The organism is Streptomyces sp. NPDC051364 (assembly GCF_040682115.1).
Taxonomy (GTDB): Bacteria; Actinomycetota; Actinomycetes; order Streptomycetales; family Streptomycetaceae; genus Streptomyces.
On record NZ_JBFBAH010000032.1, the window covers coordinates 40,998 to 55,997 of the forward strand.

A 15,000-nucleotide genomic window follows, 5' to 3' on the forward strand; every position below is an offset into this window, starting at 1 on the left:
GGGTGGTCGCGGACCGTTCCCATTCCCGCCTGATTGCCGCGGAAGCCGGCGCCAGACGCCTCGCGCTGTTCGGCGAGACGAGCATCGACGCGGGGCGTCTGGCCCGCCTGCTGGCGCAGCACGACCGAGCCGCCGACCTGATGGCCGCCGCGCACGAGATCGCAGGCAGCTTCCACATCCTCCACACCGACGGCCGCTCCACCCACATCCAGGGCAGCGCCTCGGGCCTGCGCCAGGTGTTCTACACCCGGCGGCAGGACGGCTCGTACGCCGCATCCGACTCGGCCGAACCACTGGCCCGGCTGAGCGGTGCCACCCCGCGCATCGAGATGGTCGCCTGGGGGATGCTGCACCCGGGATTCGACTACGGGCTGACCCACGGCACCTACTGGCACGGGGTCCACCGGCTCCCCGCCGACCAGCGGCTGCGCATGACCATTGACCGGGTCGAGTCCACCACCTGGTGGCGTCCCCCGGCGCCGGAGCTGTCGGTCGCCGACGGCGCGCCGAAGGTACGGGCCGCGCTGGAGGAGGCGGTGGCCGTCCGGCTCGCCACGGCCGGCGGCCTCTCGGCGGACCTGTCGGGCGGCATGGACTCCACGTCCCTCTGCTTCCTCCTGGCCGGCCAGGGCGCCCGGTTCCAGTCCTTCGTCGAGCAGACCGTCGACCCCAACCACGACGACGCCCACTGGGCGGCGATCGCCGCCCAGGAGATCGACCGGCCCCTGACGGTCCTCGGCCCCGAGGACGTCCCGGGTCCGTACGACGGCATCTGGGAACCAGACCGGGGGCTCGTCCAGGACGTCCCCTACGGACTGGGCGAGCCGTACACCCTCATCCGGAACCGGGCGCGGAAGACCACGATGTCCAGGATCTTCGCCGCCACCGGGTCCGACGTGCACATCGGCGGATTCGGCGGGGACGAACTGTTCACCATCGCACCGTCGTACTTCGGCGACCTCTACGCAGGCGCACCCCTGCGGGCGGTCCGCGGCATCCGCGACCTCGCCCGGCTGAGGCGCTGGAGCCTGCCCTCCGTCCTGCGCGCGCTCGCCCGGCAACAGACCTACCAGGGCTGGCTCGCGGAACAGCTGAGCAGCCTACACCTGCCCCGGCCGGACGTCCTCGGCCCCGGCCTGAGCTGGGGCCCGCAGGTCCGCGTGACCCCGTGGTCGACACCCGCCAACGTCGAGGCCGTCCGCACGGTCGCCGCCGCCGGTGATGCCGGCCGGACCCCGCAGGCGGACACCCGCTCGGTGCACACCAGCATCGCGGGACACCGCATCGGCGGACAACGGCTCGGCCCGCTGCGCGCACTGATGGAGCACCAGGGGATCACCCTGTCGCTGCCGTACATGGACGACGCGGTACTCGAGGCCGCCCTGTCGGTCTCGCGAGCCGAGGCTCTTCCGGGCACCGGATTCAAGCCGGTCCTGAAGGCCGCCATGCGGGTGGACGCGACGCCGGACTCCCGCGCGGGCGCGCTCTCCCGCTCCACCAAGGGCGAGTTCAGCATGTCGGTGCACCGCGGCCTGGCCCGCAACCGCCGCTCGCTCCTCGGCCTGTTCGAGGACTCGCTGCTCGCCGAGCACGGCCTGGTGGACATCGACCGGCTGCGCGCCGCCCTGCGGGACACGATGCGCCCCGAGTACGAGACCAACGCGCTGGAGCTGACCGTCGCCGCCGAGGCCTGGATGCAGGCCGTCGCGGCGGCCCCCGCCCACGCTCCCGAACGCCCCCTCACGAACCGACGACTGGCCTCACCATGCTGAAGATCTCCCCTCACGTCGTACTCACCAGGACCGAGGACGCGGCCGTTCTCCTGGACAAGAAGTCCGGCACGTACTTCCGTATCAACCCCATGGGGACGGCGGTGTTCGAGATGCTCGCTGCCGGATGCACCCAGGACGAGGTCGTGCGCGAGCTGTCCACACGCCACCCGGCGGCCGCCGACCGGATACCCGGCGACGTCGCGAAGCTGATCGACACCATGCGGCGCGCGAAGGTGCTGGTGTGACGTGACACTGCCCATGACCCTGGAGCCGCGCGCCCGGCTGCCCCTGCGCCGGCTGCCCCTGCGCCGACGGCCCCTGCCGATGCTGGCCGTCGCGGCGAGCCGCCTCCTGACCCGGCTGAGCCCGCATGCGTTGGAGCGGGTACTGCGCCGGGCCGGCGGCGGCGCCCGCCCCGCCACCCACGCCGAGGCTGCGGAATATCCCGGACTGTACGAGCAGGAGCGGCCCGTGGAGGCCGAGGCCGGCTCGCTCCTGCTGTTCGTCGGTGACATCGTCCACCGGGGGTCGGCCTACAACGAACTGCTCGGACGGCGGCTCGCGCTCTTCTTCAACATGCACGGCGCGCAGGCCCGTTGGACGGACAAGCACCTGTGGTCGATGCGGCCGGCCCACCCGAACTGGAACACCCTGCACGAGCTCATGGTCGAACTGGACCCGCGCCAGCGCCATCTCCTGGGCTTCCCGCCCCCCGGGGACGACTACTGGACCGACGAGACGATCGGGCACCTGGAGCGGATGTACCCCGGGATCGACTCCAAGCCCTACCTGCCGCCGACCCCGGCTCAGGTCCCGGCCCCGGTCGCCCCGTGACGACGGAGCGGTCCGGGTACGCGGGACTGGCCGTCGACGGGCTGCGCTACCTCGGAGCGGTACTGGAACTGGGGCACGGCTTCGACGCGGCGGCCGAGGAATCCGTCCGCACGCTCTTCGACGGCTGGGGCCACCGGGTCTCGCGGGACATCGGCGGCGGCGGGACCAGGCAGGACGCCGTGTCGACCGCCCCGTTCGAGTACTCGCTCGTCCTGCGGGAGGACCGCGTCGACGTCCGGCTCTTCTTCCGGCCGCTCCCCGAACGGGGCCCCGCGACGGTGCCCGGGAGCTGGGAGCGCGGCCTGCGGACACTGACCGAGCTGGAACGCCTGGGCCTCGCACGCCTGGAGCGTGCCCGGGAGGTCGCCGACCTGTTCCGGCCGCGCAGCGAGCGGGCGGCGTTCGGGATGTGCCTGGCGGCTTCGGTCCGCGCCTCGGGCATCGCCCGACCCAAGGTGTACTTCGACACGCTGGCGGCGGGCACCGAACGCAGCCGGGAGACGGTCGGGACGGCGCTCGACCGGCTCGGCCAGGGCGGGGCGTGGAGCTGGCTGCAGCGCCACGACCCGCAGGGCATGGCGCACCTGATGCCGGCCTTCTTCGCGCTCGACGTGGACGAGTCCCCGCGCGCCCGGATCAAGTTCTACACCACGGTCGCGGAACGCTCGACCGCCGAACTCGAAGCACGGCTGGCCCCTTTGGGCCGCGGTGCGGAGGCCGCCGCGGCCGGCCTGGTCGCGGACACCGCCCCGCAGGGCGGGGCGGCGCTGGCCACGCCGGGCGTACGCCCGACCCTGTGCTGGAGCATGACCTCGAGCGACGGGGCACGGCCGGACGACGCCACGCTGTACCTGCCGTTCAACCTGTACGCCCCGCAGCAGCAGGAGACGCACAGCCGGCTGCGCAGGAGGCTCGACCCCGCGCTTCTGGCCCGGGTGGGGCGGCTGGTGAGCGACCACGCCGCGGCCGTGGAGCGGCGGGCGAACCCGTTCCACTGGGCGGCGGCGAAGCTGGTCCACGGCGGACGGGCCCTCACGCTCTACACCTCGGCCGCGGCGGTGGAGGCGGCCCGGACGGCCCGGGCTCCGGCGCGACCCCGCCCGGACGCCCTTCCGGTCGCGACGTAGCCGCCGGTGCACGTCGTACCGGCGGGGCGGTCGAAGGCGCCCGCCCGGGGGATGCGCACGAGCCGGTCCTCCGTTCCCTGCGCCAACAGCCGGAACCTACGGCCGCGTCTGCCGGTCGGTGGCCGCCTGGCGCTCCGTCTCGGAGGCATCGGGCGGCCCAGGCCCAGCACACCTCACTGCACCCGCACGCTGAGTTGATCCGGAGTATGCCCGGCATGGGCGCGATGCCCGGCGCCGTGCCTGCTGTCAGATTTTCACTCGAAATCAACTAGGCTGTTCTCAGCCATTTATGGGGGATTTCGTGGACATAGACATCAAGACGCAGTACGTGCGGCAGAGCGCAGGCGGAACCAACGAGGCCGCCACCAAGGCGCTGGAGAACCTCCGCCGGTCCCTCGATTCGAGCGACACTGCAGCCGATGGTCACCACGGCTGGGCCTCGGCCGCGGCGTTGAAGCGGTGCGCGACGGCCTGGGAGGACCACATGGTCGACCTGGGGAAGCAGATGGACACCATGGCCGACAATCTCCACACCACGGCCAACGCCTACGACACCACGGACGCCCAGGCGAAGGACGCCTTCAGCCGGCTCCAGCACGGCCTCGCCGACTTCGGGAGGAACTGACCCGTGGTCTCGTATCACGACCTGCACGACTGCCGCGTGGACCAGTGGCAGAAGGCCGCGGACGACTGGGTCGACCTCGCCCGGCGCTCCTCCTCCGCCTGCGAGGACATCCGCGCACAAGGCAAGAAGCCGCTGGACGACCACTGGGCGGACGCCACCGGCAAGACGGCCGGCAAGCGCGTGGAAGACCTCGCCGACCGCCTGGAATCCGGCGGCGACATCATGAAGGGCGTGGCCATGGTCCTCGACGCCCTCGCCCATTCCATGGGCTACGCCCAGCGCACCCTCTCCCACGTCATCGAGCTGGCGAACGAGCACGGGCTGGGCATCCAGGACGGCCGCGCCATAGGCGCGTACACGGGCGCCGCACCCGTGGGCCCGAACGTCCCGCAGAACGTGCGCGACGCCTACACCACGGAACAGGGGCACATATCCACGGTCAACGGGCTGATAGACGAAGCCTTGCGCGAGGCTTCGCAGGCGGACGCGAAGGCCTCCGCCGAACTGGACAAGCTGGCGACGACCATCAACGTCTCCGACACCTCGCAGGCGCACAACGAGATCCTGGTCGAGGCGTCCCACATCGAATTCGAGATACTCAGGGCGGACATCCCGGTCGGGAAGGACCCGCAGCTCGTCCGCGGCTGGTGGGACGGCCTGACGCCGCAGCAGCAGAAGGACCTCATGCGGGCCGATCCCGTCACCCTCGCCGACCTCAAGGGCCTGCCGCCCGAGGTCGGGCGCGAGCTCCGCGGCCCCGACGGCAAGATAGACCGGGTCGAGATGGTGCGGTACGCCCTCGACCACTGGGACAAGAAGGACGACCTGGACTACGGGGAGGCCGGCAACTGCACCAACTTCGTGTCGTCCAGCCTGGAAGCGGGCGGCATGAAGAAGAAGCTCTCCCCCTGGACGGGGCTGATGGGCGACGACACCTGGGGCCGCCAGAGCGGCATCGGGTGGGACTGGTTCGACCAGAACGCGTACCACTCCGAGTCCTGGGCGCGGGCCGAGGGGCTGCAGAACTTCCTCCTGCGCCACGGCAGCAAGGAGGTCCCGAGGGCGGATGCGCGGCCCGGTGACATCATCTTCTACGAGCAGGTGGCGCCCGGCACGGAAACCGCCCCGGGCGAGACCCATCATGCCGCCGTCGTCACCTCGGTCACCCCTGACGGGGACATCAAGCTGACCCAGCACACGAGCTCCTTCCAGAACGTGAGCCTGGACAGCCGGGAACACATCGCAAACAGGAACGGGGGCGAGCAGCGCATCCGCATCGTCCGCCCGGAACCGGATTGGTACTGATGGCCGCCACCTCGCCCTCCCCCGCCACGAGCGACGGCACCGCGCGCCCACGCGCCGTCACGTTCGGCACCGTGACGGCGGCACTGGCGGTGCCGCTCCTGGTCGTGGCCGGCGTGGCCACCTCCCTGCACACGCAGGACATCCAGCACGCGTGGGCCGACCGGCAGCGGGAAGCCTGCCGGCATCTTCCCTTCCCGATGACGGAGTACGTCGCCGGGTGGGCCGGTGCAGTCCTCGGCGTGGCGGCGGTGGCGGTGTGCGTGCTGCTCGCGCGACGGTTGCGCGGCCGGTACGGCCTCCGGCTCGGGGAGACCTGGCCCGGTCTGCTCGCCGGCACCACCGTGTGGTTCAGCGTTCTGGCCATTCCGATGGAGCTGATCCAGCTGTACGTCGTGTACTCGGCGGCCTCGTCGGGGATCAAGCTCGGCGACGGGTGTTAGGGCCAGTGTGACGTTGTGATCAGTCGGTAGATCTCACGTGCGACGTAGCGTTTGAGGCAGCGGAGTGCTTCGTGTCGGGTCTTGCCTTCGGAGACGCCCGTGTCGATGTAGCCGCGGGTGCGGGTGTCCCAGCGCGCTGCGATCACGAGCTGCCCGATCAGCTCCCCGGCATGACGTCAGGCAGTCGAACCGCCGGGTGCGTGAAGAGCCCGGCGGACGGCGTTGCGCAGCCAGTGATGGCCTCCGTCGGAGGCGTGGCGGGGGTGCCACGCCATGCCGATGGTCAACGGCGGCAGGGGCAAGGGGATATCGAGGAGGCGAAGCCCCAGGGTGGTGGCGGCGTCGGTGAGGGGGGAGGGAACGCCGCCGGGGGGTGCGGTGGGGACGAGGCAGACGATGTCACTGCAGGCAGCGAGAGTCATCGCGGCCATGTGGCTCGGGAGGACGACAGCGACTCGTCGACGGAGGTTCAGCTCAGCCAGAGCGGCGTCCAGAGGACCGGTGAACCGGCCACGGCGGCTCACCACCACATGATCGGCGGCAGCGAGCCGGTCCGGGGTCAGGGTCCCTTCGGCGAGAGGGTGGCCGGGCCGGACGGCCGCCGCCATCCGAAGGGTGACCAGTTCTTCGATCCGGGTCTCGGGGTCCACGTGGCCGATGGACCCGATCTCCAGGTCGATCCGGCCGTCGCGCAGCGCCGGTCCGGCTTCCAGTTCCTCGGCCCGGAACCGCAACGAAATCCCCGGCGCCTCCTGCCGGGCCAGCCGCAACATCCCCGGGGCCAACGCCGCACCGACCAAGTCGGCCGCCTGGAGGGTGAAGGTGCTGCGCAGGACGGCGAGATCAACTCCGGTGCCGGGAGCCAGCAGCGCTCCCAGGCGGCGCACCACCGCCGCCGTCTCCTCGCGCAGAGCCTGGGCACGGGGAGTGGGGACCATGGTCTGGCCGGCCCGGACCAGCAGAGGGTCCTGGAGGATGCGCCGCAGCCGGGCGAGTGTGCGGCTCATGGCGGCCGGCGACGTGTGCAGGCGGGCAGCGGCACGAGTGACGCTCTGCTCGGTCAGCAAAGCGTCCAACGCGACGGCGAGATTGGCGTCGATGACAGGCTCTGCACTGCTGCTCATAGGCGTTATTCCATTTCAGGCAATGATCCCGTGCTCAAGTTCCCATTGTGACAACACCCTGGTCTTCCACAGGATGAGGGTCGTCCCGATCCGGCACGACCCATGAGGTTTCCATGATCGTCATCACCGCTCCCACCGGGAACATCGGCAGTCACCTGCTGTCCCTGCTCCTGGAATCCGCCCCCGCTCACGACGAGCAACTACGCGTGGTCGTACGTGACCCCGCCCGGCTGCCCGACGCGGTGCGCGACCGCGTCGAGGTGATCACCGGCTCGCACGGCGACGCCGAGGTCGTCGACCGCGCCTTCGAGGGCGCCGACGCCGTGTTCTGGCTCGTCCCCCCGGACGCATCCCTGACCCCCGAGGACGCCTACTGCGGCTTCACCCGGCCCGCCGCGAAGGCCCTCGTCTCCCACGGTATCGGCCACGTCGTCGGCGTCTCCGCGCTCGGCCGCGGCACCTCCGTCGCCCACCGCGCCGGACTCGTCACCGCTTCCCTCGCCATGGACGACCTCATCGCCGGCACCGGCGTGGCCTACCGCGCCCTGGCCAGCCCGTCCTTCTTCGAGAACCTTCTCGAGGACGCAGACACGATCCGAGAGACGGGCGTCTTCACCGACGCCATCGACGCCGACTGCAAGGCCCCCCGCGTCGCCGTCGCCGACATCGCGGCCGTCGCCGCCGACCTGCTGCGCAGCCGCTCATGGTCCGGCAACGACAGCGTCCCCGTTCTCGGACCCCAGGACCTTTCCCCCAACGACCTGGCCCACATCATGACCGAACAACTCGGCCGCCCCGTCCGCTACGAACGCCAGCCGCTCGACGAGCTGTACACCGACCTCCTCGGCTACCGCCTCAACGAGGCGTTCGCCCGGGGCGTCGTCGACATGAAAAGAGCCAAGAACGAGGGCCTCGACGCAGGCGTCACCCGCACCCCGGCCACCGTCTCCCCCACCACCTTCCAACACTGGTGCGCCCAGACCCTCAAGCCCGCAGTTCTCTCGGGAGGCACCCGTCATGCCCGCTGAGAACACCACACCGCCGGTCACGGCGTTCATGCTCATCAAGACCATGCCCGAGTGGCTCGCCATGACCCCCCGGGAACGCATGAACGCTTTCACCACCCAGGTCGTCCCCGCGATCGAAGGCAAGACCACCGGCGTTCGCTCACGCTTCTACGACACGGAGTTCTACTCCACCCGCGTCACCGACGTCTGGGTCTGGGAAGCCGACGACCACGACGCGTACCAGCTCCTCATCGACGCACTGCGCGAAACCCCGTTCTGGGACCGCTACTTCAAGGTCGTCGACCTCCTCGTCGGCACCGAGAACGGCTACGCCCGCACCTACGGCCTCGAGGCCGTCACCACCATCACGACCTGACACACCACCCGGCCTGCGACGCCGAATGCCCTCGGGCCTCAGTTGGGCCAACCGGCGAGCTCGCACAGCGTTGGGGTATCCAGCCGGGCCGCGAGTGCCTCGGCAGCGATCACCGGCAGGTTCTCCGGACGGATCTCATCCGCCCGGTAGCGGCACGCCACCTCGCCCGGAGACGTGAGGCCGCTCTGCATCAGGGTTTCCGGTTGCGGTGTTCCACCATCGACCGCCACCGGGCCCGGTGCAAGGTCAGCCCCGGGCAAGGAGGCGGGCCGCGTTGCCGCCGAGGACCAGGTCGCGGACCGCCGGATCGGCGACGGCGGCCTCGACCGTGTGCCGCGCCGCGACCACGTCTCCGTAGCGGGTGTTCGACCCGAACAGGCAACGCTCGGGCAGCTCACGGACCGCAGCCCGGACGGCAAACACCTGAAGCGCGCCGGAGAGGTCGATGTGGAGGTTCGGCGTCTCCCGGGCCAGATCGGGCAACTCCAGCCAGTTGAGCCCGCCGAGCACACCGACGACGACCGGGACCGTGCGATATCGCGCAGCCGGCGAAGCGTACGTCCGCAGATCGTCGGCGGTGTTCGGCGCGAAGCCGTGGACCAGGACCGGCACACCGCCGTGGTCGGCGCTGACCTCGAGCGCCGGCTCGATGAGGTGCGCCGGGCCGGGAGCGGGGGTCAGTTCGCCGATTCCGACGAAGCCGGGGCGGGCGAGCATGTCGTCGAGCCAGGCCCGGGTCTGGCCGGCGGTCGTGGTCAACCGCAGATCGGCCAGAGCGACGGCCTCGCCGGGATGGGCGTCGAGGGCATCCCGGAGCTCGTCCACCGCCGCGTGGAACTCGTCCTCGGCACTGACCTCACCACCGCTTCGGGCACGTTCTCAGCCTGCCTGGGCCACATCGTCCGCCGCGATCACGGCAGTCGGATCGCCAACGAGGTCGCCCGCTCCTGCGTCGTACCTGATCGCCTGATCGGAGCACCGTCGAATCCGGTGACGATGCGTGCACCAGCCCGGCGCATCCATGGATGAGGGAACTAGGACGGAACCTGACCTGGTTCGGTCGTACTGTCGTCACGTCAGCAGGAATCAGGCAGAGAGGACGTACCGATGAAGCACAGCGCGCCCGAGGGCTACACCAGCGTCGCACCGTGGGTCGTCACCGACGACACCGGCAAGCTGCTCGACTTCATCACCGCGGCGTTCGACGGCGAAGAGCTCGCTCGGGTACCCCTCGAGGACGGCACCGTCGGCCACGGCGAGATCCGCATCGGCGACACGGTCGTACTGGCCTTCGACCGCCGGCCCGACTGGCCGGTAATGCCCGCGCTGCTGCGCGTCTACGTCCCCGACGCGGACGCCGCCATGGCCGCCGCCGTGACGAACGGGGCAACGGTGATCACTGACGCCACCGACAGCGCGTGGGGCGACCGGGGTGGCAGGGTACGCGACCCGTTCGGCAACATCTGGTGGGTGTCGAGCCGGGTCGAGGACGTCGCACCGGACCGGGCCTGGCAGCGGATGTCCCAGCCGCAGTACGCAGAGTCGATGCGTATCGCCCAGGAAACCCTGGACGCCGAACTCAGCGGGCGGGAGGCCGGGGTGGCCAGCGCCCCACAACACCCGGCCTCCTGATCCCCTCGTCCGGCCGGGGCATCGGCGAACGTGGGGGCGTACCCCCGTCGACGACTCCCTTACGCCGCCGAGGCGGCCGGCCCGGCGTGACGGAGCGCTCCACCCGGCGGCGGTCGCCAAGGGGAGCGCTCGTCTGGGAAAGGTGCCGTCGAACGGGATCCGGCGCGGCCGCGTTCGCCTCAGACGGCCCGCCTGGTCATGCGAACTGGCCGGGCCGGCAGTCACCTGCGGGCGTCTTGAGCATGACGTTCCCGCGATGGAAGGTATCGATGAGGGTGATCACTCCCACCAAGGCGGCGAGCTGCTCCCCGTCGTAGTGCTTGGCGGCGTTGGCCCAGACCTCGTCCGGGACACCGCCGGCCCCATCGGCGATGCGGGTGGCCACTTCCACCAGCTCCAGCGTCCGCCGGCTCCAGCGCCGCGCTGGCGGGTGACGCCGCGCACGCGACCTCATTCCTCTCCGGCCAGGGCTCGAGCGTCTCGCCGGTCGGCGCGTACGTCTTGGCGGGCGAACTGGCCACGCACGCGGATCACGGGGACGCTTTCGCCGCCTACGAGCGCCGGATGCGGCCTTTCGCGGAACGCAACCAGGCACTGGCCACCGAGGGCGGCACCGTGGTGACACCGACGACGCAGGAGCAGCTCGACGCCCGCAACGCGGTGGTGCGCGACCCGCAGGCGGGGAGGGAGACGGCGAGCGCCGATGAAAGGGCGCGCGGCGCACTCGGAGCTGGTGCTGCCCGACTACGCGGTGGCCGTCCGAGAAGGAGCATCGGGCCGCGCGGGCGGGCGACGGTGAACCGTTCCGCTGACCACATTCATACGCCGCGACCAACTCCTCGACTCGCTTGTCCTGCAGATCACCGACCTGCACCAGGAGAGTCTCTTCGTCGCCGACTACGAACGGCTGTGCCGTGAGGCAGAGGCCCGGGCCATCCCGGCCACCGGGGAGACGCTGCCCGAGCGACTCCGGGAAGTCCGCTTCGAGAAGGTCACGTTCACCTACCCGGGCAGCGGCGGCGAGCAGCCGGAAACCACGCTGCGGGAGGTCAGCCTCTCATTCCCCACGGGGAAGATCACCGCTCTGGTGGGCGAGAACGGCTCGGGCAAGTCCACCCTGGTCAAGCTCCTCGCGGGCCTGTACTTACCGGACCCGGACGGCGGCACGATCCGCTGGGACGACGTGGACGCCCGTGTGGCGGACCGGCGCCAGGTGTTCTCCCGGGCCGCGCTGATGTCGCAGAACTTCTTCCACTGGCCCTTCACCTTCCGCGTCAATGTCGGCATCGGGCAGCCCGGCCGGCCGATCGACGATCGGTCGGTGGAGGAGGCGGCCGTCTACTCCGGCGCCGACGAGGTCCTGGCCGGCCTGCCGCGCGGGCTCGGGACGCTGCTGGCGCGCGGCTACGGGGGTGGGCACCAGATCTCCGGAGGGCAGTGGCAGCGCGTGGGGATCGCCCGTGCGAAGTACCGGGAGGCAGAGATCCTGATCGTGGACGAGCCCACCAGCGCGCTGGACGCGGTCGCCGAGCAGCGGGTCTTCGACCAGATCAGGGCGCTGGCCGCCACGACCGGGCAGACGATCGTGCTGATCACCCACCGGCTTCACTCCGTACGGCATGCCGACCTCATCCACGTACTGAAGGGCGGCCGGGTCGCGGAATCGGGGACCTTCGCCGAGCTGATGGACGAGAAGACAGGCGCCTCAACGCCCTTTCGCGGGCGGCGTCCGCGGCGCGGTCATCCGGGGCTGGGGTAGGCATCCGCATGCGTGCCCCGGCCGTCAGCGGTCAGCGGAAGTCCGGACACTCCCCAACGAAGCCTTCCGAAACGGGCTGCCACGCGCCACGGCTCTCATGTCTGCTCAGGCGCTGCGCCTCTTGAAGGCAGTCGATCAGCTGGGCGCCGGTCAAGGGGACGGCGGCCGCGAACACCCTCCCGACGTGGCGGCAGAGCAGCACTGGGCGGAAGTCCAGCGTCGAGGCGCGGCAGCGAGCGCACGAAGTCCTCCAGCGAGGCCAGTTGCGCGTGGTCGCAGTGGCTGACGCGCGGTAGGCGAACTGCTTCATGACCGCGGCATCGCGCTCCGGCGGCAGAAGTTCCGCCGACACCGGGTGGCCCGCGATGACGAGCAGGTCGGCGGGCGGTATGCCGAACTCGGCCGCGAGTTCGCTGAGAACCTCCGGGGCGGTACGAGTCCGGCTCGCGATGAGCTTGCTGAGGATGTCTGCTCTTTCCATACGAAGAAGGTAAGTTCCGCGACCGCCCTCACCCTCCACGGGAGGCCGTACACACCGACGAAACCACCGCGGTACGTGACGGCCGGATCGTAGGCTCCGCCTCGTACCCGTACCCGCCTGACGGCAGCCGACGGCGGGCGTCCGTCGCCCGTGTCCGCACGGGACTTCACGAAAGTGCCCCATGAGCCTGGAAACACTGATCAGTTCTCTCACCGCGGCCACCGCCGACGAGGACGCGCCGCTGCGGCCCACGCTGTACGCGCTCGACGACCCCGCGCAGCGTACGGCCCTCGGTGCGCTTCTGGAGCGCGGCGAGGTGGCCGCCGTCCGGGACGCCCTGGCCGGGCAGGTGGCGGAGATGCTGACCGCACGCAGGCCGGACTGGTCCCGGGACGCGGATGAGCTCGCCGCCGCCGTGGAGGCGCACCTGGGCGGGCGGCCGGCGAGCGCGTACGGGTCCTGGGCCTGGTACCCGTGGTCGCGGCAACTCGTCCACGTACTGCCCCGGGACGAGTACCGCGAGCTGCGGCAGTCCCGCAACCGGTACAAGATCACGGCAGAGGAGCAGGAGCTCCTGACGGGCCGCACGATCGCCGTGATCGGCCTCTCGGTCGGTGCGGCGAGCGCGGTCACGCTCGCCCAGGAGGGTGTGGGGAGCCGGTTCCGGCTCGCCGACTTCGACCGGTTGTCGCTGTCGAACCTCAACCGCCTGCGGGCCTCGGTCGCCGATGTCGGCCTGCCCAAGGTGGTGATCGCCGCACGCCAGATGTACGAGATCGACCCCCATCTCGACATCGAGGTCTGGCCGCAGGGGCTCACCGAGGAGAACGTCGACGCGTTCCTGAGCGGCGGCGGGCGCGCCGATCTCCTGGTGGAGGAGTGCGACGACCTGTACATCAAGGTGTACGCCCGCGAGCGGGCCCGCGCGCTCCGCATCCCGGTGTTGATGGAGACCAACGAGCGCGGCATGCTGGACGTCGAACGGTTCGACCGCGAACCGCACCGCCCGCTGCTGCACGGGCTGCTGAGCGGCGTGGCGTCCGCCGACCTCAAGACGCTGTCCACACGCGAGAAGGTGCCGTACGTCCTGCGGATCCTCGACCAGGAACGGCCGTCGGAGCGGTTCGTACCGTCGCTGGTCGAGATCGGGCAGACCATCTCCTCCTGGCCGCAGCTCGCCTCGGGGGTGGCGCTCGGCGCCGCGCTGGTCACCGACACGGCACGTCGTCTGCTCCTGGGGACGTTCACGGCGTCGGGGCGCTACTTCGTCGATCCCGGGGAACTGGTCCGCGACGGCACGGAAACGGTTCTGCGGTCCGAGGAGCCTCCCCCGGCCGGGGCCGCGCGGGAGGTCGCCGCGCGGGAGGTCGCCGCGCCCCTCCGCCTTCCCGAGGCCGGACGTCCGCTGGACGAGGAGGCGGTGCGCCGTCTCGTCTCGTACGGGATACAGGCCCCGTCCGGCGGCAACGTCCAGCCGTGGCGGTTCGTCTCGCGGGGCCGGGTGCTGGAGTGCCGGATCGACGACGACCTGGCGCCGACGCTGCTCGACTTGGAGCGGTCGGCCAGTCATCTGGCGATCGGTGCGGCGGTGGAGAACATAGACCTGGCCGCCCGCGCCGCCGGATGGGCCTGCCGAGCCCGCATCTTCCCGGATCCGGCCGATCCCGGCCTGGTCTGCGAACTCGCCTTCACGGATGACGGGGACGACGGGGACGACGAGGCAGGCGCGACGCACGGGCCGCGGGTGCCGCTCGCCGAGTGGATCGGGCACCGTACGACCAATCGCGCCCCGGGCGCGGACACTCCGCTCGCGGGTCCGGACGCCGACGAGCTGACGCGGTGCGCGCAGGAGAGCGGAGCCCTGCTCGACCTGGTCACCGAACGGGACGGATTGGAGGAGGTCGGCCGCATCCTGGGCGCCGGTGACCGGCTGCGCATCATGTCGCCGGCGCTGCACCGCGACATGATGGCCGAAATGCGCTGGGACGACGAGGAGGTCCGGCGCACCCGGGACGGCATCGACGTCGCCACGCTCCAGCTCGACCGGACGGACCTGGCCGGCATCTCCATCGCCCGGCACTGGCCGAACCTCGCCTTCATCCGACGGATCGGGGGCGGTGCCTCGTTCGAGGAGGGCGCCCGCAAACTCGTCGCTGCGTCCTCGGCGATCGGCGTCCTGAGCATTCCCGGCACGACGCCCGACGCCTACGTGCGCGGGGGCCGGGCGCTCCAGCGGCTGTGGCTGACCGCCACCTCCCGCGGGCTGGCGGTGCAGCCGCTCACCGCGCTGCTCTACCTCCTCGCGCGCGTCGAGCGGGGCGGCGGAGCCGGGCTCGACCCCGAGGAGATCGCGACGCTGCGGACCCTGCGCACCAGGCTGGCCAAGATCCTGCCGCACCGCCCCGACAGCGCCGAGCTGATACTGGTCCGGCTGTCGTACGCCCCACCGCCCGCGGTCCGCTCGCTCCGCCGCGACGTCGTCTCGTGCCTGCGCTTCGCGGGGCCGGAGGGCGCCTGA

General features: G+C 71.2%; 15 protein-coding genes and 3 pseudogenes. 13 read left to right on the forward strand and 5 right to left on the reverse strand.

Annotated features, from left to right (window positions below):
- Positions 1–2 precede the first annotated feature (2 nt).
- The 7 genes from AB0M76_RS36205 (at position 3) to AB0M76_RS36235 (ending at position 6,103) form a co-directional block, all read left to right on the forward strand.
- Positions 3–1,772 (forward strand): asparagine synthase-related protein, encoded by a 1,770-nt coding sequence (locus tag AB0M76_RS36205; RefSeq protein WP_365956996.1) that lies wholly within the window; start codon positions 3–5, stop codon positions 1,770–1,772.
- Positions 1,766–2,017: a lasso peptide biosynthesis PqqD family chaperone gene (locus tag AB0M76_RS36210; protein WP_365956997.1), complete on the forward strand. Its 252-nt coding sequence runs from the start codon at positions 1,766–1,768 to the stop codon at positions 2,015–2,017. Before AB0M76_RS36205 ends, AB0M76_RS36210 begins: the two co-directional genes overlap by 7 nt.
- 1 nt (position 2,018) lies before the next feature.
- Complete coding sequence (locus tag AB0M76_RS36215; RefSeq protein ID WP_365956998.1) at positions 2,019–2,606, forward strand: hypothetical protein; 588 nt, start codon at positions 2,019–2,021, stop codon at positions 2,604–2,606.
- Positions 2,603–3,733 (forward strand): hypothetical protein, encoded by a 1,131-nt coding sequence (locus tag AB0M76_RS36220; protein WP_365956999.1) that lies wholly within the window; start codon positions 2,603–2,605, stop codon positions 3,731–3,733. The genes AB0M76_RS36215 and AB0M76_RS36220 overlap by 4 nt, the downstream gene beginning before the upstream one ends.
- 301 nt (positions 3,734–4,034) lie before the next feature.
- Positions 4,035–4,358, forward strand: a complete 324-nt coding sequence (locus tag AB0M76_RS36225; protein ID WP_365957000.1) for a type VII secretion target — start codon at positions 4,035–4,037, stop codon at positions 4,356–4,358.
- A 3-nt stretch (positions 4,359–4,361) separates the two neighbouring features.
- Positions 4,362–5,663 carry an amidase domain-containing protein gene (locus AB0M76_RS36230; protein WP_365957001.1) on the forward strand — a complete coding sequence of 434 codons (1,302 nt, stop codon included), beginning with the start codon at positions 4,362–4,364 and terminating at the stop codon, positions 5,661–5,663.
- The gene (locus AB0M76_RS36235; RefSeq protein ID WP_365957002.1) at positions 5,663–6,103 is read left to right on the forward strand and encodes a hypothetical protein; all 441 of its coding nucleotides are present in this window, start codon (positions 5,663–5,665) and stop codon (positions 6,101–6,103) included. Before AB0M76_RS36230 ends, AB0M76_RS36235 begins: the two co-directional genes overlap by 1 nt.
- A 176-nt stretch (positions 6,104–6,279) precedes the next feature.
- Here AB0M76_RS36235 and AB0M76_RS36240 read toward each other — a convergent pair whose 3' ends face one another.
- Positions 6,280–7,227 (reverse strand): LysR family transcriptional regulator, encoded by a 948-nt coding sequence (locus AB0M76_RS36240; RefSeq protein ID WP_365957003.1) that lies wholly within the window; start codon positions 7,225–7,227, stop codon positions 6,280–6,282.
- A 113-nt stretch (positions 7,228–7,340) separates the two neighbouring features.
- Between AB0M76_RS36240 and AB0M76_RS36245 the strand changes: the two genes are divergently transcribed.
- Together AB0M76_RS36245 and AB0M76_RS36250 are read left to right on the forward strand one after the other, a co-directional pair.
- The gene (locus AB0M76_RS36245) at positions 7,341–8,255 is read left to right on the forward strand and encodes an NAD(P)H-binding protein (protein ID WP_365957004.1); all 915 of its coding nucleotides are present in this window, start codon (positions 7,341–7,343) and stop codon (positions 8,253–8,255) included.
- A complete protein-coding gene (locus tag AB0M76_RS36250) occupies positions 8,245–8,610 on the forward strand; it encodes a darcynin family protein (RefSeq protein WP_365957005.1) in 366 nt (121 codons plus the stop codon). The genes AB0M76_RS36245 and AB0M76_RS36250 overlap by 11 nt, the downstream gene beginning before the upstream one ends.
- Before the next feature lie 38 nt (positions 8,611–8,648).
- Here AB0M76_RS36250 and AB0M76_RS36255 read toward each other — a convergent pair whose 3' ends face one another.
- Both AB0M76_RS36255 and AB0M76_RS36260 read right to left on the reverse strand, forming a co-directional pair.
- A complete protein-coding gene (locus AB0M76_RS36255; RefSeq protein ID WP_365957006.1) occupies positions 8,649–8,840 on the reverse strand; it encodes a hypothetical protein in 192 nt (63 codons plus the stop codon).
- Between the two features lie 16 nt (positions 8,841–8,856).
- Positions 8,857–9,441, reverse strand: a pseudogene (locus AB0M76_RS36260) (amidohydrolase family protein); the annotation flags it as partial.
- 276 nt (positions 9,442–9,717) lie between these two features.
- Between AB0M76_RS36260 and AB0M76_RS36265 the strand changes: the two are divergent.
- The gene (locus AB0M76_RS36265; protein WP_365957007.1) at positions 9,718–10,242 is read left to right on the forward strand and encodes a VOC family protein; all 525 of its coding nucleotides are present in this window, start codon (positions 9,718–9,720) and stop codon (positions 10,240–10,242) included.
- A 196-nt stretch (positions 10,243–10,438) separates the two neighbouring features.
- Here AB0M76_RS36265 and AB0M76_RS36270 read toward each other — a convergent pair.
- Positions 10,439–10,642 (reverse strand): annotated as a pseudogene (locus AB0M76_RS36270) (carboxymuconolactone decarboxylase family protein); the annotation flags it as partial.
- A gap of 20 nt (positions 10,643–10,662) precedes the next feature.
- On the opposite strand from AB0M76_RS36270, the pseudogene AB0M76_RS36275 reads away from it, so the two are divergent.
- Both AB0M76_RS36275 and AB0M76_RS36280 read left to right on the forward strand, forming a co-directional pair.
- Positions 10,663–11,041, forward strand: a pseudogene (locus tag AB0M76_RS36275) (FAD-dependent oxidoreductase); the annotation flags it as partial.
- A gap of 240 nt (positions 11,042–11,281) precedes the next feature.
- Entirely contained in the window at positions 11,282–12,001 is a 720-nt protein-coding gene (locus tag AB0M76_RS36280; protein ID WP_365957026.1) for an ATP-binding cassette domain-containing protein, read from the forward strand.
- A 31-nt stretch (positions 12,002–12,032) separates the two neighbouring features.
- On the opposite strand, the gene AB0M76_RS36285 is transcribed toward AB0M76_RS36280, so the two are convergent.
- Positions 12,033–12,482, reverse strand: a complete 450-nt coding sequence (locus tag AB0M76_RS36285) for a hypothetical protein (RefSeq protein ID WP_365957008.1) — start codon at positions 12,480–12,482, stop codon at positions 12,033–12,035.
- A gap of 181 nt (positions 12,483–12,663) precedes the next feature.
- On the opposite strand from AB0M76_RS36285, the gene AB0M76_RS36290 reads away from it, so the two are divergent.
- Entirely contained in the window at positions 12,664–15,000 is a 2,337-nt protein-coding gene (locus AB0M76_RS36290) for an Rv1355c family protein (protein WP_365957009.1), read from the forward strand.

Coding starts and splice junctions, on each gene's coding strand:
- AB0M76_RS36210 (WP_365956997.1), top strand. CDS start 1,766: ATGCTGAAGATCTCCCCTCACGTCGTACTCACCAGGACCGAGGACGCG.
- AB0M76_RS36235 (WP_365957002.1), top strand. CDS start 5,663: ATGGCCGCCACCTCGCCCTCCCCCGCCACGAGCGACGGCACCGCGCGC.
- AB0M76_RS36240 (WP_365957003.1), bottom strand. CDS start 7,227: ATGAGCAGCAGTGCAGAGCCTGTCATCGACGCCAATCTCGCCGTCGCG.
- AB0M76_RS36245 (WP_365957004.1), top strand. CDS start 7,341: ATGATCGTCATCACCGCTCCCACCGGGAACATCGGCAGTCACCTGCTG.
- AB0M76_RS36250 (WP_365957005.1), top strand. CDS start 8,245: ATGCCCGCTGAGAACACCACACCGCCGGTCACGGCGTTCATGCTCATC.
- AB0M76_RS36265 (WP_365957007.1), top strand. CDS start 9,718: ATGAAGCACAGCGCGCCCGAGGGCTACACCAGCGTCGCACCGTGGGTC.
- AB0M76_RS36285 (WP_365957008.1), bottom strand. CDS start 12,482: ATGGAAAGAGCAGACATCCTCAGCAAGCTCATCGCGAGCCGGACTCGT.
- AB0M76_RS36290 (WP_365957009.1), top strand. CDS start 12,664: ATGAGCCTGGAAACACTGATCAGTTCTCTCACCGCGGCCACCGCCGAC.